The organism is Bacillus sp. NMTD17 (genome assembly GCF_002998735.1).
In the GTDB taxonomy this organism is placed as follows: Bacteria; Bacillota; Bacilli; order Bacillales; family Bacillaceae; genus Bacillus.
In genome coordinates, this window is record NZ_PVRH01000005.1 from 223,533 (window position 1) to 246,310 (window position 22,778).

The 22,778-nt window shown below is 42.7% G+C and carries 24 protein-coding genes and 1 other annotated feature; of the genes, 20 read left to right on the forward strand and 4 right to left on the reverse strand.

Annotated elements, in window-relative coordinates; all coding sequences use genetic code 11:
• Positions 1 to 55: 55 nt before the first annotated feature.
• The 6 genes from mnmA (at position 56) to C6347_RS15370 (ending at position 5,242) form a co-directional block, all read left to right on the forward strand.
• Positions 56 to 1,174 (forward strand): tRNA 2-thiouridine(34) synthase MnmA, encoded by a 1,119-nt coding sequence (mnmA, locus tag C6347_RS15345; protein WP_060596862.1) that lies wholly within the window; start codon positions 56 to 58, stop codon positions 1,172 to 1,174.
• A 60-nt stretch (positions 1,175 to 1,234) separates the two neighbouring features.
• Positions 1,235 to 1,888 carry a tetratricopeptide repeat protein gene (locus tag C6347_RS15350; protein WP_106036922.1) on the forward strand — a complete coding sequence of 218 codons (654 nt, stop codon included), beginning with the start codon at positions 1,235 to 1,237 and terminating at the stop codon, positions 1,886 to 1,888.
• Positions 1,889 to 1,907: 19 nt separating this feature from the next.
• Positions 1,908 to 4,292 (forward strand): SF1B family DNA helicase RecD2, encoded by a 2,385-nt coding sequence (gene recD2, locus C6347_RS15355; RefSeq protein ID WP_060596861.1) that lies wholly within the window; start codon positions 1,908 to 1,910, stop codon positions 4,290 to 4,292.
• A 74-nt stretch (positions 4,293 to 4,366) separates the two neighbouring features.
• Complete coding sequence (locus C6347_RS15360; RefSeq protein ID WP_045209900.1) at positions 4,367 to 4,885, forward strand: PRC-barrel domain-containing protein; 519 nt, start codon at positions 4,367 to 4,369, stop codon at positions 4,883 to 4,885.
• 13 nt (positions 4,886 to 4,898) lie between these two features.
• Entirely contained in the window at positions 4,899 to 5,090 is a 192-nt protein-coding gene (locus C6347_RS15365; RefSeq protein WP_003216308.1) for a hypothetical protein, read from the forward strand.
• A gap of 20 nt (positions 5,091 to 5,110) precedes the next feature.
• Positions 5,111 to 5,242, forward strand: coding sequence for a YrzQ family protein (locus C6347_RS15370; protein ID WP_003216198.1), 132 nt, complete (start codon positions 5,111 to 5,113; stop codon positions 5,240 to 5,242).
• Positions 5,243 to 5,277: 35 nt separating this feature from the next.
• Here the strand turns inward: C6347_RS15370 and C6347_RS15375 are convergent, their stop codons facing one another.
• From C6347_RS15375 to C6347_RS15390, 4 genes are all read right to left on the reverse strand, one after another.
• Positions 5,278 to 5,928 carry an amino acid ABC transporter permease gene (locus C6347_RS15375; RefSeq protein ID WP_003216394.1) on the reverse strand — a complete coding sequence of 217 codons (651 nt, stop codon included), beginning with the start codon at positions 5,926 to 5,928 and terminating at the stop codon, positions 5,278 to 5,280.
• A gap of 15 nt (positions 5,929 to 5,943) precedes the next feature.
• Positions 5,944 to 6,597 (reverse strand): amino acid ABC transporter permease, encoded by a 654-nt coding sequence (locus C6347_RS15380; protein ID WP_060596859.1) that lies wholly within the window; start codon positions 6,595 to 6,597, stop codon positions 5,944 to 5,946.
• Positions 6,598 to 6,677: 80 nt separating this feature from the next.
• Entirely contained in the window at positions 6,678 to 7,487 is an 810-nt protein-coding gene (locus C6347_RS15385; RefSeq protein WP_066030605.1) for a transporter substrate-binding domain-containing protein, read from the reverse strand.
• A gap of 13 nt (positions 7,488 to 7,500) precedes the next feature.
• A complete protein-coding gene (locus tag C6347_RS15390) occupies positions 7,501 to 8,229 on the reverse strand; it encodes an amino acid ABC transporter ATP-binding protein (RefSeq protein WP_034661507.1) in 729 nt (242 codons plus the stop codon).
• Between the two features lie 166 nt (positions 8,230 to 8,395).
• Here C6347_RS15390 and C6347_RS15395 point away from each other — a divergent pair, with 166 nt between their 5' ends.
• From C6347_RS15395 to greA, 14 genes are all read left to right on the forward strand, one after another.
• Positions 8,396 to 9,460 carry an AI-2E family transporter gene (locus C6347_RS15395; RefSeq protein ID WP_060596856.1) on the forward strand — a complete coding sequence of 355 codons (1,065 nt, stop codon included), beginning with the start codon at positions 8,396 to 8,398 and terminating at the stop codon, positions 9,458 to 9,460.
• 43 nt (positions 9,461 to 9,503) lie between these two features.
• Positions 9,504 to 9,712, forward strand: a binding site (T-box leader).
• 80 nt (positions 9,713 to 9,792) lie between these two features.
• The gene (alaS, locus tag C6347_RS15400; RefSeq protein WP_106036920.1) at positions 9,793 to 12,429 is read left to right on the forward strand and encodes an alanine--tRNA ligase; all 2,637 of its coding nucleotides are present in this window, start codon (positions 9,793 to 9,795) and stop codon (positions 12,427 to 12,429) included.
• 89 nt (positions 12,430 to 12,518) lie between these two features.
• Positions 12,519 to 12,785, forward strand: coding sequence for an IreB family regulatory phosphoprotein (locus tag C6347_RS15405; protein WP_024718370.1), 267 nt, complete (start codon positions 12,519 to 12,521; stop codon positions 12,783 to 12,785).
• A 3-nt stretch (positions 12,786 to 12,788) separates the two neighbouring features.
• Positions 12,789 to 13,205 (forward strand): Holliday junction resolvase RuvX, encoded by a 417-nt coding sequence (gene ruvX, locus C6347_RS15410; RefSeq protein ID WP_034661502.1) that lies wholly within the window; start codon positions 12,789 to 12,791, stop codon positions 13,203 to 13,205.
• A 15-nt stretch (positions 13,206 to 13,220) separates the two neighbouring features.
• The gene (locus tag C6347_RS15415) at positions 13,221 to 13,505 is read left to right on the forward strand and encodes a DUF1292 domain-containing protein (protein WP_034321391.1); all 285 of its coding nucleotides are present in this window, start codon (positions 13,221 to 13,223) and stop codon (positions 13,503 to 13,505) included.
• Positions 13,506 to 13,659: 154 nt separating this feature from the next.
• Positions 13,660 to 14,226: a biotin transporter BioY gene (locus tag C6347_RS15420; RefSeq protein WP_106071850.1), complete on the forward strand. Its 567-nt coding sequence runs from the start codon at positions 13,660 to 13,662 to the stop codon at positions 14,224 to 14,226.
• Positions 14,223 to 15,680 carry an acyl-CoA synthetase gene (locus tag C6347_RS15425; protein ID WP_106036919.1) on the forward strand — a complete coding sequence of 486 codons (1,458 nt, stop codon included), beginning with the start codon at positions 14,223 to 14,225 and terminating at the stop codon, positions 15,678 to 15,680. The genes C6347_RS15420 and C6347_RS15425 overlap by 4 nt, the downstream gene beginning before the upstream one ends.
• Positions 15,668 to 16,756 carry an acetyl-CoA C-acyltransferase gene (locus C6347_RS15430; protein WP_106031253.1) on the forward strand — a complete coding sequence of 363 codons (1,089 nt, stop codon included), beginning with the start codon at positions 15,668 to 15,670 and terminating at the stop codon, positions 16,754 to 16,756. Before C6347_RS15425 ends, C6347_RS15430 begins: the two co-directional genes overlap by 13 nt.
• Positions 16,757 to 16,829: 73 nt before the next feature.
• Positions 16,830 to 17,912, forward strand: a complete 1,083-nt coding sequence (mltG, locus tag C6347_RS15435) for an endolytic transglycosylase MltG (RefSeq protein ID WP_106036918.1) — start codon at positions 16,830 to 16,832, stop codon at positions 17,910 to 17,912.
• Between the two features lie 211 nt (positions 17,913 to 18,123).
• Complete coding sequence (locus C6347_RS15440; RefSeq protein WP_106048531.1) at positions 18,124 to 18,789, forward strand: O-methyltransferase; 666 nt, start codon at positions 18,124 to 18,126, stop codon at positions 18,787 to 18,789.
• Positions 18,786 to 19,715 (forward strand): peptidase U32 family protein, encoded by a 930-nt coding sequence (locus tag C6347_RS15445; protein ID WP_060596850.1) that lies wholly within the window; start codon positions 18,786 to 18,788, stop codon positions 19,713 to 19,715. Before C6347_RS15440 ends, C6347_RS15445 begins: the two co-directional genes overlap by 4 nt.
• Before the next feature lie 20 nt (positions 19,716 to 19,735).
• Complete coding sequence (locus C6347_RS15450; protein WP_034661487.1) at positions 19,736 to 21,004, forward strand: peptidase U32 family protein; 1,269 nt, start codon at positions 19,736 to 19,738, stop codon at positions 21,002 to 21,004.
• A 7-nt stretch (positions 21,005 to 21,011) separates the two neighbouring features.
• Positions 21,012 to 21,644, forward strand: a complete 633-nt coding sequence (gene udk, locus C6347_RS15455; protein WP_024423106.1) for a uridine kinase — start codon at positions 21,012 to 21,014, stop codon at positions 21,642 to 21,644.
• Between the two features lie 652 nt (positions 21,645 to 22,296).
• Positions 22,297 to 22,770 carry a transcription elongation factor GreA gene (gene greA, locus C6347_RS15460; protein WP_007501433.1) on the forward strand — a complete coding sequence of 158 codons (474 nt, stop codon included), beginning with the start codon at positions 22,297 to 22,299 and terminating at the stop codon, positions 22,768 to 22,770.
• Positions 22,771 to 22,778 lie beyond the last annotated feature (8 nt).

A 22,778-nucleotide genomic window follows, 5' to 3' on the forward strand; every position in this document is an offset into this window, starting at 1 on the left:
GGCACCTGAAGAACGAAACGCACATGCTGTTTCATTGAAAATGGAGTTGATGAAGATGACAAAAAGACCAGAAGACACAAGAGTTGTGGTCGGTATGTCCGGAGGAGTCGATTCATCAGTTGCTGCTCTTATGTTAAAGGAGCAAGGCTATGATGTAATCGGCATATTTATGAAAAACTGGGATGACACAGATGAAAATGGTGTATGTACAGCAACGGAGGACTATGAGGATGTCATCCGCGTGTGTAACCAAATTGGAATCCCTTATTATGCGGTGAATTTCGAGAAGCAATATTGGGACAAAGTGTTTCAATATTTCCTTGATGAATATAAAGCGGGCAGAACGCCAAACCCAGATGTCATGTGTAACAAAGAAATTAAGTTCAAAGCGTTCCTCGAGCATGCATTGTCACTCGGTGCAGATTATTTAGCAACAGGCCACTATGCGCGCGTCGACAGAACTGGTGATGAAGTCAAAATGCTAAGGGGTCTTGATGCCAACAAAGACCAAACGTATTTCTTAAATCAGCTGACTCAGGAACAGCTTGATAAAGTCATGTTCCCAATCGGAGATTTAGAGAAGAAAAGGGTTCGTGAATTGGCAAAAGAAGCAGAGCTCGCAACAGCAACGAAAAAAGATTCAACGGGTATTTGCTTTATTGGGGAAAGAAACTTTAAAACATTCCTCAGTCAATATTTGCCTGCGCAGCCTGGCGTGATGCAGACAATGGACGGAGAAGTCAAAGGTGAACATGATGGACTGATGTATTACACGATCGGTCAACGCCAAGGTCTTGGCATTGGCGGCAGCGGTGATCCTTGGTTTGTCGTTGGAAAAGACTTGAAACAAAATATCTTGTTTGTTGAACAAGGTTTCCACAATCCACTTTTATATTCTGAAAGCATTTCAGCCGTCAATATCAGCTGGACTCGTCCTCATATTGTCGGCGAAAATGGTGAATTAACATGCACAGCCAAATTCAGATACCGTCAAGAAGATCACCATGTGAAGGTCAAAATGACAGGTGAGCAAGAAGCGATGGTCATCTTTGATGAACCCGTTCGTGCTGTGACTCCAGGACAAGCGGTTGTCTTTTATGATGGCGACGAATGCCTTGGCGGCGGAACAATTGACGATGTTTTTAAGGACGGTCAAAAGCTGTCGTATGTGTAACATGTTTTCAAAACCTCAACGTCGCTGTTGAGGTTTTTTAATGAAAGGATGAGAGAGCGAATGAATCATAACGAAATTGGCATAGAAGCCTTAAATCAAGGCAACATCGAAAAAGCAGCTGAAGCTTTTACGAAAGCCATTGAAGAAAGCCCAAAAGACCCGGTTCCATATATTAATTTTGCGAACTTGCTTTCAAGCATCAATGAATTTGAACGTGCGTTAAACTTCTTTCAAAAAGCCATTGAACTTGATCACGCCGCAGCTGCAGCCTATTACGGGGCAGGAAATGTATACACATTAAAAGAAGACTTTATGAAAGCAAAAGACTATTTTGAACAAGCACTACAAGCTGGCATGGAAAATAGTGATTTATTTTATATGCTGGGGCAGACGCTCATCAAATTAGAGCAGCCGAAGCTTGCGATGCCCTATCTTCAGCGTGCCATCGAACTGAATGAAGAAGATAATGAAGCAAGATTCCAATTTGGCATGTGCTTAGCCAATGAACAATTGCTGGAAGAAGCGGTGACAACCTTTACCGAGGTGGTCGCGCGTGATCCGCAGCATGCAGATGCCTTTTATAATTTAGGGGTTGCGTATGCATACTTAGAGAAAAAAGACGAAGCACTTGAGATGCTAGGAAAAGCCCTTGACGTGCAGCCTGACCATATGCTGGCACTACATGCGCAAAAGCTGATTCAAGAGGCAGAATAGACGGAAGGAGGGAAGACCTGTGCAGGAACATCCAGATCAAATGAAGCTTGAGGACGAACCGTTTTTAAAGGGGACAGTTCAAGCCGTTATTTTCCATAATGAAAGTAATTTATACTCGGTGTTAAAGGTGAAAGTCATTGAAACATCGGAAAACTTAGAGGAAAAAACAGCATCTGTCACAGGCTACTTCCCAGCACTTCATGAGGAAGAAACTTACACCTTCTATGGTAAAGTCACAAGCCATCCGAAATTTGGTGAACAGTTTCAGGCCACTCATTTTCAAAAGGAAGTACCGACAACGAAGCAAGGAATCATTCATTATCTCTCAAGTGATTTATTTGAGGGGATAGGGAAAAAGACGGCGGAAGAAATTGTGGGGCAGCTTGGCAATCAGACGCTTCATAAAATTATGCGTGACCCAGCTGTTTTGTATGATGTTCCGCGCTTATCAAAAAAGAAGGCAGATAAGCTGGCTGCAGCGCTCCAGGAACATCAAGGATTGGAACAAATCATGATCAGCCTGAATCAATATGGCTTTGGTCCTCAGCTCAGCATGAAGATATACCAAGTGTACGAGAGTGAAACGCTGCAAAAGATTGAGGAAAACCCGTATCAGCTCGTCAAGGATGTCGAAGGGATCGGATTTATTAAGGCGGATGAGCTTGGCGCTAGAACCGGCATCTCAGGAAATGACCCAGAGCGAATCCGTGCAGCCCTGCTTTATACAGTCGAAACAGCAAGTCTTCAGGACGGTCATACGTACATACAAACGAAAGATTTGATCGTTGAAACCCGCAAGCTGCTCAATCAGACAGGCAATGAGTACAAAGTGACGGAAATGGATGTCGCCAATCAGATCATTGCACTTGGCGAAGGGAAAGAGATGATCATTGAAGATGAGCGCTGCTATCATCCGTCCTTATTTTATGCGGAGCAAAGTGTCGCCAAACGAATACAAAAAATCGTCTCTCAAACGGAATATGCAGATCAATTCCCTGAATCAGAATTCCTGCTCGCACTTGGCGAGCTCGAGGAACGGCTGGGCGTCCAGTATGCGCCGACACAAAAGGAAGCGATTCAAAAGGCACTCATGTCCCCGATGCTGCTTTTAACAGGCGGACCTGGGACTGGGAAGACAACGGTCATTAAAGGGATTGTTGAGCTTTACAGCGATCTTCACGGTGTATCTCTTGATCCGAGTGATTACAAAAAAGATGAATCCTTTCCATTTGTGCTTGCGGCGCCAACTGGACGAGCAGCTAAACGGATGACAGAATCAACAGGGCTTCCAGCTGTAACCATTCACCGTTTGCTCGGCTGGAACGGATCAGAGGGCTTTTCGCATGATGAGGAACAGCCGATTGAAGGAAAGCTTGTCATCATTGATGAATCAAGTATGCTGGATATTTGGCTTGCGAATCACTTGTTTAAAGCGATTCCTGATCATATCCAAGTGATCATGGTAGGAGATGAACATCAGCTTCCATCTGTCGGACCAGGCCAAGTGTTAAGGGATTTACTTGCCTCACAAGCCGTACCAGCTGTTACACTGACAGATATTTACCGGCAGGCAGACGGCTCCAGCATTGTTGAACTTGCACATGATATGAAAAATGGCGTCCTGCCAAAAGATATTACCGCACGTTCAAAGGATCGATCTTTCATAAAATGCTCAGCTGATCAAATGAAAGAAGTGATTGAGAAAGTCGTCAGCAATGCTGCTCAAAAAGGCTATTCAGCAAAAGACATTCAAGTGCTTGCGCCAATGTATAAAGGGAAAGCAGGCATTAATGAGCTCAATAAAATGCTGCAGCACATTTTGAATCCAAAAAAACCAAAGGGCAGAGAAATCCCGTTTGGTGATGTGGTGTACCGGACCGGTGATAAAGTGCTTCAGCTTGTGAATCAGCCGGAAAATAATATTTTTAACGGTGATATCGGCGAAATTGTCTCGATTTTTTATGCGAAAGAAAACACGGAAAAAGAAGACATGGCTGTGATCTCCTTTGATGGGAATGAAATCACCTTTACAAAAAAGGATTTTCATCAATTTACACATGCCTATTGCTGCTCCATCCACAAATCACAAGGCAGTGAATTCCCAATCGTTGTGCTGCCAGTCGTGAGAAGCTACTACAGAATGCTGCGGCGAAATCTGCTGTACACAGCTATTACACGAAGTAAAAAGTTTTTAATCCTGTGCGGCGAGGAATCAGCGCTGGAGTGGGGTGTGAAAAACAATGAGGATTCGCTCAGACAAACGTCCTTAACGATGCGGCTGATGCAAACTGATGAAGTTATGGATGCGGAGCTTGCAGCGCTCCAAAAAGAGCTTCCGTTTAGCGTACATGACGCAAATATTGGCATGGAGGGAATCACTCCGTTTGATTTTATGCATGAATAAAAGGCTTCCATACGGGAGCCTTTTTAGCGTGAAAAGAAATCCTCATATTACGTTCATGGAAGCCATTTCTTCGTATGAGTATCGAAGCAAACGCACACGATAAGACTGTTCCGCAAAAGGTGGTTGAGCACATTTTGAGAACATGTCGAGAGCTTGAAGGAATGTCAATCTATACAGGTGAGCTGTCTCATTCACTTGGTTCCATTAAAGATATTTGCTTATTAGCCGGAGGCAGCTGCGGAGGATATGTGTTAGATGGGAAAAAGAAAGACTGTGCACTCATTCCATTCTCTGCTGGTGATCAGCTGACAGACAAAGGCTTATATGTGAGCTGCCAGGAGGGAGTAGGCATGGATTCCTCTGCCCCATCCTTCTTATTTTCGAAATTGAAAAAGAAAATGATGCAGTCACCTGAGGGTGAAAATTTAGGCATTTTGGAAGATGTATACTTTTGCACAAATTCGGGCACAATCGTAGCATATGAACTCTCGGACGGCTTCTTTACAGAGCTATCAGGGATTCGAAAACAGCTGCAGGCTGCCGGAACCTTGATCAACGTTCAAAAGGAAGCACTTGTTCTAAACCGAACGTAAAGAGGTGCTGATTATGCTCATTTGCCCAAATTGCAAATGTAAAGACATCGGAAAAATTGGGGTCAATCAATATTATTGCTGGGGCTGTTTTATTGAATTGACGCTGTCAAAAGGCAAAATATCTACACACCAAGTGGAAGAAGACGGGACACTAAGCAGCTTAGATGATCTGTTTAGTGATGATGAACGTTCAATTCAACTATAAGTGTTAAGGGGGAATTTCGAATGGGCAAAATGACTTCTTCACTATTAACGCTTGGTGCAGGTGCACTCGCATATCACTTTGCAAGTCGATATGATATGCCATCAAAGCGGGATATGAAAAAGCTAAGAAAACGTGTTATGAGAATGATGTAAACAAAAAGGCATCCGCCAAAAGCGGATGTCCTTTTTTACGCCTGCCTGTATTCTAATCGGCGTGCAAGTAGTGATAAGCTGAAATTGACGACAAAATACATCATCGCCGCTAATAGGAAGATGGGCAGTAAGTAAGATTGGCTCTGACCGTTTAATATTTGAGCGTGATGCAATAGTTCTGGAAGTGCAATGACAACAGCAAGCGACGTATCTTTTAAAAGAGAGATGAATTGACTGACAATTGGCGGCACCATACGGCGTAAAGCCTGCGGCATAATAATCATTTTTAACGTTTGAATATAGGTTAAACCAGAAGACCTGGCTGCTTCGATCTGCCCCTTATCAATTGATTTTAAACCGCTTCGAATAATTTCTGACAGCATCGCTGATTCAAATACGGTTAAAGCTGCAATAGCCGAGGCTGTAATGCTCAGCTTAATGCCGATTTCGGGCAGTGCAAAATACGTAAAAAAGATGATCAATAAGAGCGGCAGGTTTCGAATGGTTTCTACGACGACTGCAAGTATCTTTGATAAAACCGGAATTTGAGCGAACCGCAATGTGCCAATGACTAATCCAATGAGAAAGCTCAAAATGATGGAGATAAAAGCCACTTTTAAGGTGACAGCAAATCCTTCAAGTAAAAAGGCGAGATGATCAGGCTGGTAGGCACCTAGAAAATCCATGGTGTTTCCTCCTTTCTAGTGGCTTCTTGCTAATCTTTTTTCTAAATAACCAACGCCTATACTGAGCGGAATCGTTAATAGCAGATAGAACATGGCAACAAAGATGTAGACATCAAATGTCACAAATGTTCTAGAAGCGATGAGGTCTCCTTGATACATGAGATCAAACCCTGCAATGACACCTAAAATAGAGGAGTTTTTGACAAGGTTAATAAATTGATTCCCAAGAGGGGGAATGACAATTTTAATCGCTTGCGGCAGAATGATATACCGCATCGTCCCGCCATAGGATAGACCTGAAGCGCGGGCGGCTTCCATTTGTCCAAGCGGTACAGCTTGTATCCCTGCGCGAATGGCTTCAGCAATAAAGGCAGACGTATAAATGGCAAGGGCAATGGTGCCAGCGGTGAAGCCATCTGCTACAATACCTAGCACGGGTAAACCAAAGAAGAAAACAAATGTAATCAATAATAACGGAATATTCCGAATAAATTCCACATAAGCCGTTCCTAACCAGTTGAGCGGCCTGAGTGGCGCAATTCTCATAATGGCAATGAGTGTACCGATCAAAAAGCTTCCAATCAAAGCAATGACACTTGCACCAATGGTATATTTAAAGCCTTCTACATAAAGATTGAAGTTTTCAGTGAGAATGGAAAACCGCAGCAATCAGTTCACTTCCTTCCTGATCAACAGGGGAGCCAATGAGCGGCTCACCCTAAGATAATAGGTCTTAACAAGTCAAACGGTTATTCTTTGATCCATTTTTGATGAATCTTGTCATACTCTCCATTGTCTTTTAAGGTTTTTAGGGCTTTATTGATCGCAGTTGTTAATTCCTGATCCCCTTTCTTTACAGCAATGCCATAAGGCTCATCTGTAAAGGTGCCGCCGACGACTTCGTAATTTGAATCCTCATCTGCCATACCAAATAAGATCGCATTATCAGTTGTCAGCACTTGCCCTTGGTTTGATTTTAAAGCTGTAAAAGCTTCCTGATAGTTCTCAAATTCTAATACAGACGCTTCAGGTGCTTTTTCGCGGATATTTTGAGAAGAAGTAGATCCTTTCACTGCAAGCACTTTCGTCCCTTTTTTAAGATCATCAATCGATTGAATGTCGCTTCCTTTTTTCACAAGCAGTGATTGTCCTGCTTCAAAGTAAACATCTGAGAAATTGACTTCTTTTTTACGCTCTTCGGTAATCGTCATGGTTGCGACGATCGCATGAATATCTCCTTTTTGCAGTAAAGGGATTCTCGTTTTCGATGTCACTTCTTTGAATTCTGCTTTTCCTTCATCACCGAGCATTTCCTTTGCGATGGCTTTTGCTATATCGATATCAAATCCTTCGATATCTCCGCTGCTAGGATTTTTTAGACCGAAGAGACGTGTATCATTCTTGACCCCGAATATGATTTTTTTGTCTTTCTGAATGGCTTCTAAAGAGCTTCCTTGCTTTGCATTCGTCGAGCCTTTTTCAGCAGAGCCGCAAGCAGCTAAAGCGGCAATACAGCAAGTCATAAAGAGTAGTAGGCCAATACGTTTCATTTTTTTCATCAAATCTTTCCCCCTAGTGATTTAAAATACGGCTTAAAAAGAGCTGAGCGCGTTTCTCACGCGGTTTCTCATAAAATGCAGCCGGTGTTGACTCTTCAAGAACTCTGCCTTCATCAATAAAGACAATGCGGTCGGCCACTTCCCTGGCAAAGCCCATCTCATGTGTGACGACAACCATGGTCATTCCTTCTCGGGCGAGCTGCTTCATCACATCTAGTACCTCTCCAATCATCTCTGGGTCCAGTGCGGATGTCGGTTCGTCGAACAGCATGACCTCTGGCTTCATCGCAAGCCCTCTTGCAATGGCAACACGCTGCTGCTGTCCGCCTGAGAGTCTTGAAGGGTAGGCGTCAGCCTTATCAGGAATGCCGACTTTATTTAAATAAAATTCGGCTGTTTCCCTCGCTTCTTCCTTGCTCACCTTTTTCACCTTCATTGGCGCAAGCATAATGTTTTCAAGCACCGTTTTATGAGGATAGAGATGAAAATGCTGAAACACCATCCCGATATTTTGCCTGACAAGATTAATGTTGGTCTTCGGATGCTGAACAGGCACTTGGTTAACGAGTACCTTTCCCTCATCAATGCTTTCAAGACGATTGATGCATCTGAGCATCGTGCTTTTACCTGATCCTGAAGGACCGATGATCACGACCACCTCACCTTTTTGAATATGTAGGTTAATGTCCTTAAGTACATGGAACTGGCCATAATGCTTGTTGACTTCTTCGAATGTGATCATGAAAAACCTCCTTTGTACATGATGGAATATTCAGTGGAGATATTTTAGTGACTTTTGATGGAGCTGTATGTTTCATGTGTATTCATTTTTAACAAAGTTAGGACAAATTTTATTTACATGGATAATTGCAGAAGAAGGTTAAACAATAAGAAAAGAGGTGAAAAAGGTGAAGAAACGTCCGATCCAATTTCTGATATATGCTGCAGGGGTCCTGCTTGTCCTTGCATCCTTGCTCATTTTACTGCAGCTCGACGAGTTATGGATGCCTATTTTTTTGTTGTTAAAGGCGGTTCTGATTCCGCTTCTCATTGCTATTTTTATTTCTTATCTGCTTTATCCGATAGTGGAAAGATTGCACGCGGGGGGCTTACCAAGGACTGTTAGTCTCTTATTGATTTATGTACTGTTTTTTGGCGGGATTGGGCTTGCGGTTTATAAAGGGGCACCTGTCATGATTAAGCAGTTAAATGAGCTGTCAGAGCAAATTCCTGTGCTTGCCGAAACGTATAATGGCGCCTTATCTCATATTCATCGTCATACTAGCCATTGGCCCGACGGACTTCACGACAGGCTGGACCGTTTGATTGTCCAATCGGAGACATATGCAGCTAACGGCGCAGAGCGGATGATTCTTAGCTGTAAAGTATTACTTGATTACGCATTAGTTGCAGCGCTCATTCCTTTTCTTGTTTTTTATATGGTGAAGGACATGAATACGATGAAGCGGGCTGCATGGTATTTAACGCCGCCCTCATTTCGGAAGAGAGGACATGCGTTTGTGAAAGCAGTTGATGAATCGCTTGGTAATTATATTAGAGGGCAGCTGCTTGTCTGTTCCTTAATCGGCGGTGCAGCAGCCATTGTGCTCTGGCTGTTTCATATCCCGTATCCGCTTGTCCTAGGTATGCTGATTGGCGCAACGAATGTCATTCCGTATTTTGGACCGATTATTGGCGCGATTCCCGCTGTCTTTATCGCGTTTACCATCTCGGTCAAATCGGTTATTATTGTGCTGATTACAGTAGCAGTGCTGCAATTTTTAGAAAGCAACGTCCTCAGCCCGATCATCGTTGGGAGGAGTCTTCATATGCATCCTGTCGTCATTATGCTTGTTTTGCTCGCAGGAGGAGAGTTATTTGGCTTAATTGGGATGATTTTAGCGGTACCTACAGCTGCTATAATCAGGGTGATCATTGTGCAATATATCCTCATGAGACGAAGCGTTCATTGACAAGAGGAGCCGAGTTGTCTATAATAATTTCGATTCATACATACTGAATTCAATGACGGACCCGAGTACGTTAAAAAGCTGTTGCAGAGAGAGGCTTTATTTTGCTGAGAAAAGCCTTATCAGACCTTTAACGGAAGCTAGTCCCGAGTGCAGATAAACACTGCCGCTCTCTTCCGGCGTTATCGGATGTGAAGGTGATAGACGAATAGGTCTATAATCAGGGTGGTACCGCGAGAGCATCTCGTCCCTGTGTAAGTCGTTTTGTGCTTGCATAGGGCGGGATGTTTTTTCGTTTGTGTGGAGATTGATGAATGATAAGGGAGGATTTTTGAATGAAAACTTTAACTTCAGCTCAAGTACGCCAAATGTTTTTAGACTTTTTTAAAGAAAAAGGACATGCTGTAGAACCGAGTGCGTCACTCGTACCGCATGACGATCCGACACTTTTGTGGATTAACAGCGGCGTGGCAACATTAAAGAAATACTTTGATGGCCGCGTCGTACCTGAAAATCCGCGTATTTGCAACGCGCAAAAATCAATTCGTACAAATGATATTGAAAATGTAGGAAAGACAGCACGCCATCATACGTTCTTTGAAATGCTCGGCAACTTCTCTATTGGTGATTATTTTAAAGAAGAAGCGATTGAATGGGCGTGGGAATTCCTCACAAGTGACGAGTGGATTGGCTTTAACCCGAATTTGTTATCTGTAACTGTCCATCCAGAGGACGAAGAGGCGTATGTTCTATGGAGAGATAAAATCGGTGTTCCTGAAGAACGTATTATTCGTCTTGAAGGAAACTTCTGGGATATTGGCGAGGGCCCAAGTGGACCGAATACGGAAATTTTCTATGACCGCGGCGAATCATACGGTGACGACATGAACGATCCAGAATTATATCCTGGCGGAGAAAATGAGCGTTATCTAGAAGTGTGGAACCTTGTGTTCTCTGAATTTAACCATAATCCAGATGGGTCATACACGCCGCTGCCGAAGAAAAACATTGATACAGGGATGGGTCTTGAACGAATGGTATCCGTCATTCAAAACGTACCAACGAACTTTGATACAGATCTATTCATGCCGATTATTCGTGCAGTTGAAACCATCTCTGGAGAAAGCTATGGCGAGACAAAGGAAAAGGATACAGCATTTAAAGTCATTGCTGACCATATCCGGACGGTTGCCTTTGCTGTAAGTGATGGAGCGCTTCCTTCCAATGAAGGCCGAGGGTATGTGTTAAGACGTTTGCTTCGCCGTGCAGTGCGTTATGCAAAAACCATTCACATCCATCGCCCGTTTATGTTTGACCTAGTTCCAGTTGTGGCGGAAATCATGAAGGATTTCTACCCAGATGTACAAGCAAAAGAAGAATTTATTGCGAAAGTCATCAAAAATGAAGAAGAACGTTTCCATGAAACACTGAACGAAGGGTTAGCTATTTTGTCAGAAGTCATCAAAAAAGAAAGAGACAAAGGCAACACGCAGATTTCAGGTGAAGATGTCTTTAAACTGTATGACACGTATGGATTCCCTGTCGAGCTGACAGAAGAATACGCAGAAGATGAGAACATGACAGTGGATCGAGAAGGCTTCCAGGCTGAGATGGAGAAGCAGCGTGAACGTGCAAGAAAAGCGAGACAAGATGTCGGCAGTATGCAGGTTCAAGGCGGCGCTCTAGGAGATATTAAAGTAGAAAGCACATTCGTTGGCTACGAAAATCTAACGGCAGATGCCCACATTGTCGAATTGCTTCAAAATGGTGAAATTGTCACAGAAGCACATGAAGGCGATACGGTACAAATCTTGTTAGATGAAACACCTTTCTATGCGGAAAGCGGCGGACAAGTGGCTGATAAAGGGACATTAAAAAGCGCTGAAGTCATCATCGACATTAAAGATGTGAAAAAGGCGCCAAACGGTCAGCATGTCCATGAGGGAGTGGTTGTAAGCGGTACAGCCAAAAAAGGACTTGAAGTCACTGCAGAAGTGGAATCAGCTCTTCGAAAAGGCATTGTGAAAAACCATACAGCGACACATCTTTTGCATCAGGCGCTAAAAGATGTATTGGGCAGCCACGTGAACCAAGCGGGATCATTGGTGAATGAAAACAGACTTCGCTTTGATTTCTCTCACTTTGGACAAGTGACAAAAGAAGAATTGTCTCAGATTGAAAAAATCGTGAACGAAAAAATCTGGGAAGGCATCTCTGTTGCGATTGACCTGAAGCCGATTGCTGAAGCAAAAGAAATGGGTGCAATGGCGCTCTTTGGCGAGAAGTATGGCGATATTGTCCGCGTGGTCCAGGTAGGCGATTACAGCATCGAGCTATGCGGCGGCTGTCACGTGCAAAACACGGCGGAAATCGGGTTGTTTAAAATTGCATCTGAATCGGGTATTGGTGCTGGAACACGCCGGATTGAGGCTGTGACTGGTAAAGGTGCATACGAAGAATTAAATGATCAGCTGGCCATTTTAGAACAGGCAGCGAGTGAGCTGAAGTCAAATACGAAAGACGTACCAAAACGTATCGCTGCATTGCAGGCAGATTTAAAAGAGGCTCAAAGAGAAAACGAATCTCTTCTTGCAAAATTAAGCCAGGCTGAAGCAGGCTCTATTTTAGAGAAAGTGACAGAAATCGGCGGAGTGAAAGTGTTAACTGAAAAAGTAAACGCGAAAGACATGAACCATTTAAGAACAATGGTTGATGACTTAAAAGCCAAATTAGGATCAGCTGTCATTGTGCTCGGAGCCGTTCAAAACGGAAAAGTAAACATTTCAGCAGGAGTGACAAAAGACGTCATCGAAAAAGGTCTGCATGCAGGGAAACTTGTAAAGCAGGCAGCTGAAATCTGCGGCGGAGGCGGAGGCGGACGTCCAGACATGGCACAAGCAGGCGGTAAACAACCGGAAAAGCTAGAAGAAGCACTGGCAACTGTCGAAGAATCTGTCAAATCCGTTTTATAATCAGGCGATGTAGTGTAGAATAATGGTATTAGATGAGCGGTTAGAAAAAAGCTTGCTAGTAGAATGTTGGAAGAGAGGTGCAAGAAGCAGTGAGTTCATTTGATAAGACAATGAAGTTTAACTTCTCTGATGATTCAGCTGAAACCAATGTGAATGAAGTGCTCATTACAGTATATGACGCACTCCAAGAAAAAGGATACAACCCGATCAATCAAATTGTCGGATACTTGCTGTCAGGCGACCCTGCTTATATTCCAAGACATCAGGATGCACGCAACCTAATTCGTAAACTAGAACGAGACGAATTAATTGAGGAATTGGTTAAATCGTACTTAGAGACACATAAAGAGGCGTAAAACATGAGAATTTTAGGCTTGGATTTAGGCACGAAAACCCTTGGTGTTGCGATCAGTGATGAAATGGGATGGACAGCGCAAGGGATAGAAACAATTAAAATTGATGAAGCAGGCGGAGACTTCGGTCTCAGCCGCCTGTCTGAGATCGTCGCGCAATACGGAACGGATAAAATCGTACTTGGCTTTCCAAAAAATATGAACGGTACGGTCGGTCCTAGAGGCGAAGCCAGCCAATTATTTGCGAAAGTGTTAGAAAACACGTACAATGTTCCTGTTGTGCTTTGGGACGAGCGTCTGTCGACAATGGCAGCGGAAAAAATGCTCATCTCTGCAGATGTGAGCAGACAAAAGCGTAAAAAAGTCATTGATAAAATGGCGGCTGTTATGATCCTGCAAGGGTATTTAGACAGCTTAAATTAAAATGAGGTGAATCAAATGGAACACGGAGAAAAGCAAATTACAATCGTTGATGATAATGGAAATGAACAGCTTTGCGAAGTACTATTTACTTTTGAAAGCGACCATTTTAACAAATCATATGTTCTTTACTACCCAATTTCTGAGCAAGACAATGAAGAAATTGAAATTCATGCATCAAGCTTCACGCCGAACGAAGACGGTGAAGATGGCGAGCTAGAGCCTATTGAAACGGATGAAGAGTGGGACATGATTGAAGAAACGTTAAATACGTTCTTAGATCAAGAAGAAGACGAAGAATAGAACGAATAAAAGGCCTGTGAACGGATCTTGGTGATCTTGCTTCACAGGTCTTTTTTTACGATCAATATGTTAACTTTATTTTATTTTATGTTGACATAATAAGCTGTACCTTTTACTCTAATTTTAATAACGAATTGAGTGAGGGGCATGAATGTTGAAAATTCAAGATATGATGCAAATGGCGTTAATGACAGCGGTTATCGGAATGTTAGGGTTGATCCCGCCGATTTTACTTACGTTTACACCTGTACCAATCACATTGCAAACGGCAGGTCTTTTGCTTGCTGGGGGGCTGTTAAAACCAAAACAGGCACTGATCAGTTTACTTCTGTTCCTCTTGGTTGTGGCAGCAGGCGCACCTCTTTTGTCTGGTGGGAGAGGCGGAATTGGAGTCTTTTTTGGGCCAAGCGGAGGTTTTTTATTAGCTTATCCAGTGGTTGCTCTTATGATCAGTTTTTGGCTGAACCGACTAAAAAAAGTGACCGCTCTGCGTCTTTTTATGATCTTTGCGGTATGCAGTATTGGAATTTTGTATCTATGCGGCATTCCTTTTCAAGCCATGATGATGGATATAAAGGTCACTCAGGCAGCTCTTCTTAGTCTGATTTATATTCCAGGTGATCTCATCAAAGCGGGCATGTGTGCCGTTCTCACGGTGAAAATCATTGAGGCCATGTCATATCGAAAAAGGGATGTGCATAAAGGGAGGCGTGCGGTTTGAACAGAATAACGGATAGCTATGCATTACATGCAGAAATGAACCCAGATCATATCGCCATCATTGATGGAAAAGAAAGGGTCACTTATCAAGAGTGGTATGAACGTGTCCAGACATCGGCACAATGGCTACAACGAACGGCTCATGAGAAAAAAAGAGTCGCTTTTTTATTATCAAATGGTGCTTCTTTCTTGCAAATATTTGCTGGCGCTGCTTGTGCAGGGTGGACAGCTATCCCGCTTGATCCGAGATGGGGCCATGAGGAATGTGTAGAAAAGCTCTTGTTAAGTGAGGCAGCTCTCGTCATTATAGAGGATCGATATATGAAAAGATTTGAAAAACACAGCGTAGACATGCCGGTTTTTTCTTTATCTGAATGGAAGGAAAGAATGAGCCTGATCACACAAGGTAACAAAAGCGACAGCGAGAACGACCCTGTCTTTTATATGGGATTTACGTCAGGATCAACGGGTTCACCTAAAGCCTTTATCAGGCGTCAGCAGTCATGGATCGAAAGCTTTCGAACGACAGCGGTTACATTTGGAATCACTCATCAAGATCATGTTCTTATAGCAGGCACACTCTTATCCTCTCACTTTTTATATGGTGCCATCAGTACCCTATACTTTGGCGGCACAGTGACGCTTTTAGAAAAATTCACGCCAGTGAAAGCAAAGAAAGCTTTAGAGACAGGAGACATCACTGTTATGTATACTGTCCCGACAATGACAGAATCGTTACTGCAAATTAATGTTTTTGAGGGAGATAACCCGCTTCTTGTCATATCATCCGGAGCAGATTGGGGCATCTCATCAAAAAAACAACTTGTCACCAACTATCCGCATGTCACTTTTTTTGATTTTTACGGCACATCAGAGTTAAGCTTTGTTTCCTACTTATCTTCAAATGACTTTCTGCAAAAACCTTCTTCTGTCGGACGACTCTTTTCTTCCATTCAAGTTGAAGTGAGGCGGGCCGATCAATCTGTCTGCCAGCCAAATGAGACAGGAAGAATTTATGTGAAGAGCCCAATGTCTTTTTCAGGCTACTTACATGAGGTGAAACCGCCGGAGGAGTGGCTGACAGTTTATGATATGGGCTGGATGGATGAAGACGGCTATTTGTATATGAGCGGCCGTGAGAATGGCATGATCGTCTATGGGGGGCTGAATATTTTTCCGGAGGAAATTGAACGCGTGCTAAATGAACAGCCCGAGGTGAAGCGGTCGATTGTGGTTGGCGTTCCTGACCCATATTGGGGTGAAATTCCTGTTGCCATTATTGAAGAAGGACAGCAGACAAAGACGGTTCGGCAAGCTGTCAAAGAAAAATTGGCTGCCTACAAGATGCCTAAAAAATGGCTTGTCATTGATCAAATGATTGAAACATCTGGGGGAAAAATAGCACGTGCCAGCATGAAAAAGTGGGCGGAGGAGCAGTTGTCATGCAAGCAGTAATCGTACAAGCAAAACGGACACCCTTCGGTGATAAAAACGGGATGCTGAAGGATTATCGTCCAGAGCAATTAGCCGCGCCCCTTATTCAGCATTTGTCTCAAGGGATGACGCCGGACGACGTCATATTAGGCAATGTTGTAGGAGGCGGCGGAAATATGGCCCGTCTGTCCTCATTAGAAGCAGGGCTTTCTTTGCACGTTCCTGGTATGACGATTGATAGGCAGTGTGCCTCTGGTCTTGAAGCAATCCGAACAGCTTGCGTCATGGTTCAATCAGGGGAAGGTTCAATGTATATCGCTGGCGGGACTGAGAGCATTTCCAGATCACCAATGAAAGAAAGAGCCCGCTTTTCACCTGAATGGATAGGAGATCCGGCTATGGGCGAAGCAGCAGAGCTGACCGCCTCGAGATTTTCTGTGACAAGAAAAGAACAAGATGATTATGCGCAATTAAGCTGGGAAAGAAGTATAGACTCAATCAAACGTGGTACATATTCAGAGGAAATTGTTTCGATTAGCGGACTGAGCATTGATGAAGCGGCCGCTAAAATAAGACCGATGGAGAAGCTCATCCAGCGGGCAAAGCCTGTATTTTCACCGGGAAAGGGAACTGTGACTGCCGCCAATAGCTGCAAAGAAGCAGACGGGGCAGCAGCGGTCGTTGTGATGGAAAGAGCGTTAGCGGAGGCGAATGATTTTCAGCCGATGCTGCGATATGCTGGAAGTGCTGTGACGGCGATGCATCCACATTTTCCAGCTGCTGCGCCGATTGATGCGATCAAGAAACTTCTAGATCAAGAGAAAATTAAGGCAGAGGATGTAGCGCTGTTTGAAATCAATGAAGCCTTTGCTCTGAAAATAGCGTTGATTGCTCGTACGCTTGGTATTCCTTATGACCGGATCAATAAAAGAGGCGGTGCACTTTGTCTTGGTCATCCATACAGCGCATCGGGAGCTGCTATGATGGTGAGACTATTTTACGAAGCACGCGCTTTACCAAATGGAAGCTATGTCATGGCTGCTATTGGAAGCGGTGGCGGCGTTGGTTTAGCCGTATTATGTCAAGTTCTGTCATGAGATGCATGAGCAAGTAATTGCCGAACTCCGTCGAATCATGTACTATAAAAGCTAGATGTGAGGAGGGCCATGCATGTTTTCAGAACAAAAGAAACGACCATTTTTTAAAAGAAAAATGGGGATCGTCCTGTTATCTGTTCTTGCTGTCATCATCATTGCAGCATTATCAGGCTTTTTATATGTTAAATCAGCACTTGGACCGGTCGATCAAAAAAGCAAACAAACGATTAATATTCATATTCCAAATGGGACATCTGTCCGTGAGATTGCGGGCATTTTAAAAGAAAATGGGCTCATTTCGAATGACACGATTTTCACTTATTATGCAAAATACAAAAATGCGTCCGGATTTAAAGCGGGGTATTTTCATTTAAAACAAACGATGGACGCAGACAAGCTGATTCAAAAGCTGACATCTGGAGGGACAGACTACGCCTTTCAGCTTGTGATTCCAGAAGGAAAACAGCTGTCTGATATTGCGGCGATTATTGCAAACCAGACGCATTTTTCAGCCAAGGAAGTGGAAGCAAAGCTTGATGATCCTGCGTTTATTCAAACGTTAATGAAAAAATATCCGAAAACGGTGACATCACAGGTAAATGGCAAACAGGTGAAACATCCGTTAGAAGGTTATTTATTCCCTGCGACGTATCCATTTTATCGCGAGGATGAATCACTCGAAACGATCATTGAAACAATGATTAAACAAACAGATCAATACGTGAAAACGTATGAAAAAGACATGAAAAAGACAAACATGTCCATACATGATGTGTTAACGATGGCATCACTGATTGAAATGGAAGCGACGGAAAAGACGGATCGAGCAAAAATCTCCAGTGTATTTTATAACCGGTTGAAAAAGGACATGCCGCTTCAAACCGACCCAACCGTTCTTTATGCACTGGGTGAGCATAAATCGCGCGTTTATTACAAAGACCTTAAGGTGAAATCTCCTTATAATACGTATAATAACAAGGGGCTGCCGCCTGGACCTATTGCAAATGCTGGTGAATCTTCATGGAAAGCCGCACTGCATCCAGAGAAAACGGATTATGTGTATTTCCTTGCGAAGAAAAATGGAGAAGTCGTCTTTACGAAAACGTTAAATGAGCACAACAAAGCGAAAGCAAAATACATCACAGGCAGTAATTAATGTACATGTGAATCGAAAAAGACTGTAGACAATACAAGATTGCCTGCAGTTTTTTTCGTTGAAATATCCATTTTATAGGTTCGCAATTACCACTTCTTTGTGGTAAAATATATCGGGTTGTTTTTACTTAGATGAACGAAAGATTGACGAGAAAGAGAGCTGCAATAGGCAGGACTCTTCTTTTTCAGGTCATGAAGGAGCTAGACAAATAATGACTATCGAAGATGATCAAATCAATGATTATATTGAACATTTAATTCACCCAAGTCCTGATGCAATCGCTCAATTAGAGGTATACGCAAAAGAGCACCATGTGCCAATTATGGAAAAGGTGAGCATCGAGCTTTTACTGCAGCTGCTGTCGATGAAAAAGCCGAAGAAAATTCTTGAGGTTGGGACAGCGATTGGCTACTCCGCCATTCGAATGGCGACAACTCTGCCAGATGCTGAGATTTATACGATTGAGCGAAATGCGAAACGCTATGAAGAAGCGACACGGAACATTGAGGAATTAAAGTTAAAAGAAAGAATACACGTGTTCTTTGGTGATGCCATGGAATCGGCTAAAACGGTCCAAACGATGGCGCCCTATGACGTGATCTTTATTGATGCCGCAAAAGGGCAGTACAAACGTTTTTTTGAGCTGTTTGAATCGATGCTTGCTCATGACGGAATGATCATAACAGACAACGTATTATTCAAAGGCTTAGTGGCAACGAACTATGAAGAAGAAATTGAAGATAAACGAAAAAAACAATTAATTGGAAAAATTGATCGATACAATCAATGGCTCATGTCAAACCCTGATTTCCAAACGTGTATTATTCCAGTTGGAGACGGGATCGCCATTAGTACAAAAAGAGGTGACCAATCATGAAAAAACCAGAATTGCTTGTGACGCCAAGCAAGGTGTCAGACGTACTGCCATTAATCGAGGCGGGAGCTGATGCATTCTTCATAGGCGAACAAACATACGGTATTCGTCTTGCAGGCGAGTTTTCAAGAGAAGATGTGAAACAGACGGTTGAGCTGGCACATGCGCATCACAAAAAAGTGTATGTGGCGATGAACGCGATTTTTCATAATGACCGTGTGCAGCTGCTTGGAGATTATTTAACCTTTCTCGATGCATTAAACGTAGATGGCGTCGTCTTTGGAGACCCAGCCGTGATCATGGCCGCAAAGGAAACTGGGGTGAGCCTGAATCTCCACTGGAGTACAGAAACGACTGGGACAAACTATTACACTTGTAACTACTGGGGCAGAAAAGGCGCAACGCGTGCTGTTCTTGCCAAAGAGCTGAACATGGACAGTGTAATCGACATTAAAGAAAATGCTGAGGTGGAAATCGAAATTCAAGTTCATGGCATGACATGTATGTTTCAATCGAAACGTACGCTCATTGGCAACTACTTTGAATACCAAGGCAAACAAATGGACGTTGAAGGCAGAAATATGGAGGAAGGACTATTCCTTCATGACCAGGAACGTCAAAACAAATACCCTATTTTCGAGGATGCAAACGGCACACATATTATGAGTCCTAATGATGTGTGTATGATTGACGAATTAGAAGAATTTGTTGACGCAGGCATTGACTCATTTAAAATTGACGGAATTTTAAAGTCACTTTCTTATATGACAGAGGTGACGTCACTATATAGAAAAGCAATTGATTTATTAGCGGCTGACAAAGACGCCTATGAAGATCAGAAAGAGGACTGGGTGAAGCGAATTGAAGAGATTCAACCAGTGAATCGCTCGATTGATACAGGATTCTTCTTTAAAGAAACGGTTTATTAATATAAGAGGAGGCAGAGGAAATGGCACTATTGAAAGATGGTATTTCTGAAATGATTGATGGAAAACGTGTCATTACAAAAAAACCAGAACTGCTTGCACCAGCAGGAAACTTGGAAAAGCTGAAAATTGCTGTACATTACGGAGCAGACGCGGTCTTTATTGGCGGGAAAGAATTTGGACTTCGCTCAAATGCCGATAACTTTTCCATTGAAGAAATGGCTGAAGGCGTCGCATTTGCAAACAAATACGGTGCACGAATTTATGTGACAACGAATATCTTTGCCCACAACGAAAACATGGACGGACTTGAGGAATACCTTCAAGGGATTGAAGGCGCTGGAGTAGCGGGCATTATTGTGGCTGACCCGCTGATCATTGAAACGTGTAAACGTGTCGCACCGAAGCTTGAAGTCCATTTAAGCACACAGCAATCTCTTTCGAATTGGAAAGCTGTTCAGTTTTGGAAGGAAGAAGGTCTTGAGCGTGTGGTGCTTGCTCGCGAGACAAGTGCGCTGGAAATTAGAGAAATGAAAGAAAAGGTCGATATTGAAATTGAAACGTTCATTCACGGTGCAATGTGTATTGCTTACTCTGGCCGCTGCGTGCTCAGTAACCACATGACGGCAAGAGATTCTAACCGCGGAGGCTGCTGCCAGTCCTGCCGCTGGGATTATGATCTTTATAAACTAGAAGGTTCTGAGGAAGCGCCATTGTTTGGAGAGGAAGACGCACCATTTGCGATGAGTCCAAAAGACTTAAAGCTTGTCGAATCCATTCCTCAAATGATCGAAATGGGAATTGACAGCTTGAAAATCGAAGGGCGAATGAAATCAATTCATTATGTGGCAACTGTCGTGAGTGTATATCGCAAAGTCATTGACGCCTATTGTGCTGACCCGGACAATTTTGTCATTCAGCAGGAATGGTTAGATGAACTAGATAAATGCGCAAACCGTGACACAGCGCCAGCCTTTTTCGAAGGTGTACCAGGAACGGATGAACAAATGTTTGGCATTCATGGAAAGAAAACGACATTTGATTTCGCAGGTCTCGTTCTTCATTATGATGAAAAAGAACAAATCGTCACATTGCAGCAGCGCAACTTCTTTAAAGCTGGCGATGAAGTCGAATTTTTCGGACCAGAAATTGAGAATTTCACATGCAAAATTGAGACGATTTGGGATGAAAAAGGAAATGAACTAGATGCCGCTCGTCATCCGCTGCAAATCGTAAAATTCAAGCTCGATCAAAAAGTATACCCTAGCAACATGATGAGAAAGGGGAAATAACAGGCACATGAGGAGTAAACCAGTTGTCATTGGAATTGCTGGCGGCTCGGGTTCAGGTAAAACGAGCGTCACCAATTCGATCTATGAAAAATTTAAAGGACATTCCATCCTCATGCTTCAGCAAGATTTATATTACAAAAATCAAAGTCATATGCCATTTGAAGAGCGCTTGCTTACGAATTATGATCATCCGCTTGCATTCGACAATGACCTGATGTTTGAGCATTTGGAACAGCTCCTAAGGTACGAATCCATTGAAAAACCAATATATGATTTCAAGCTAAACACACGTTCAGAAGAGACTGTCCATGTTGAACCAAAGGATGTCATCATCGTTGAAGGCATCTTTGCACTAGAAGATGAACGTCTGAGAGACTTAATGGATATTAAACTGTATGTTGATACAGATGCAGACCTTCGCATCATTCGCCGCATTTTACGCGATACAAAAGAAAGAGGCCGTTCAATCGATTCTGTGATTGAACAGTATGTATCTGTTGTCAGACCAATGCATAATCAATTCATTGAACCGACAAAGCGATACGCCGATATCATCATCCCAGAAGGCGGCCAAAACCATGTGGCGATTGACCTAATGGTGACAAAAATTCAAACGATTCTTCAAAACCGAGCAGAGTAAATGGTGGAGAAGAAAAAGACCTTTACATTGTAAAGGTCTTTTCAACATCATGATAAAGAGAATAAATACCAATATTTCACTTGTTTCTATAAGTAGAAGCTGCTTAAATATTTTTAGAAGGAACACCTTTAATGAAAGATTTGGTATGATAGGAAAACAATGATGTGAAATAGATGTAGAAAAATGCCGTTTTCAAGCTGAATATTGAAGTTGTTTCGATTTTGTAATAGTATATTAAAAAAACGACAAACAAATCATCACAAATTTTCAAACAATTCTTGATCAAAAAGCAATTTTGTAATAATATAGCATAGACATATCGTACACTGACCATATTATGTATTGGAAGATGGAGAATGGATAAGCTATTCTTCTACATATGATCGAAATGGCGAACGAGGTACAGGAGCTTCCTGTGCCTTTCCACAGTTTGTGCGATGAAGATAGATCATCTTTAGACCACTGAGAGTGGTTCTGTCTGAAAAAAGGCATAATAGTTGCATCTAAAAGGGACGCCATGTAAGATGGACTTTTACAAATATGGGACAGAAGGAATGAGGGCCTGAAGAAGTCCTCATTCTTGTATATTTCAGTCGTCACTCACGTGCAGAAAGTTTGTATGATGAGGATTAATAGAAGGAGTGAATGATTCATGGCACAAGAGAAAGTATTTCCAATGACAGAAGAAGGAAAACGTAAATTAGAAGAAGAGCTTGAATATTTGAAAACGGTTAAACGTAAAGAGGTTGTAGAGCGTATTAAAATTGCTAGAAGCTTTGGAGACCTCTCTGAGAACTCGGAATATGATTCTGCTAAAGAAGAGCAAGCGTTTGTAGAAGGGCGTATCACAACGCTTGATAATATGATTCGCAATGCCAAAATTATCGAAGATGAAGGAAACTCAAATATTGTCTCACTTGGTAAAACAGTCACATTCGTTGAATTACCAGACGGAGAAGAAGAGTCTTACACTATCGTTGGAAGTGCAGAAGCTGATCCGTTCGAAGGAAAGATTTCAAACGATTCACCAATCGCAAAAAGTCTGTTAGGCAAACAAGTAGACGACAAAGTAACCGTTCAAACACCTGGCGGAGAAATGTTCGTCCAAATTGTAAAAATTTCATAATCACGTTT